This window comes from Pseudoduganella ginsengisoli, assembly GCF_009720865.1.
Classification (GTDB): domain Bacteria; phylum Pseudomonadota; class Gammaproteobacteria; order Burkholderiales; family Burkholderiaceae_D; genus Rugamonas; species Rugamonas ginsengisoli.
The window spans coordinates 1-410 of record NZ_WNLA01000092.1 but is presented as its reverse complement, the minus strand read 5'-3'; the positions used below and the strand labels follow the sequence as shown (position 1 = coordinate 410).

Genomic DNA, 410 nt, shown 5'->3' with positions numbered 1-410 from the left:
CCTGGCAGCACGTGCGCTATACCACCGATGCCGGCGACGTCAAGGATATCGATGTCGTCAACCATTTCGACCGCATGAACCGCGAAGATGGCAGCACCGCGACGGTCGACACCATGACCCATCAATATCAATCCTACCGGCCACGCCAGGCCGAGCAGGACGGCGACGACCCGTCCTTCCAGACCGTCAGCAGCCACCGCATCCGCTACGACGCCATGGGCAACCGAGTCGAAGACATGATTGACGGCGCCACGGAAACCTACCAGTACGATGCCCAGGCCCGCCTGCAGTCGGTGTACCGCGACGGCAAGCTGGTGGCCTCGCGCCGCTACGACGGCGCCGGCCGCACCGTCGAGGCGCTGGACGGCGGCGAGCGCCGCGTCAACGCCTATGACGCCGGCGGCCACCTG

Annotated in this window: 1 protein-coding gene; it reads left to right on the top strand. The window is 66.6% G+C overall.

Annotated elements, in window-relative coordinates:
* Positions 1–11: 11 nt before the first annotated feature.
* A partial coding sequence (locus GM668_RS30345; protein ID WP_155442693.1) for a hypothetical protein occupies positions 12–410 on the top strand: 399 nt, incomplete at its 3' end.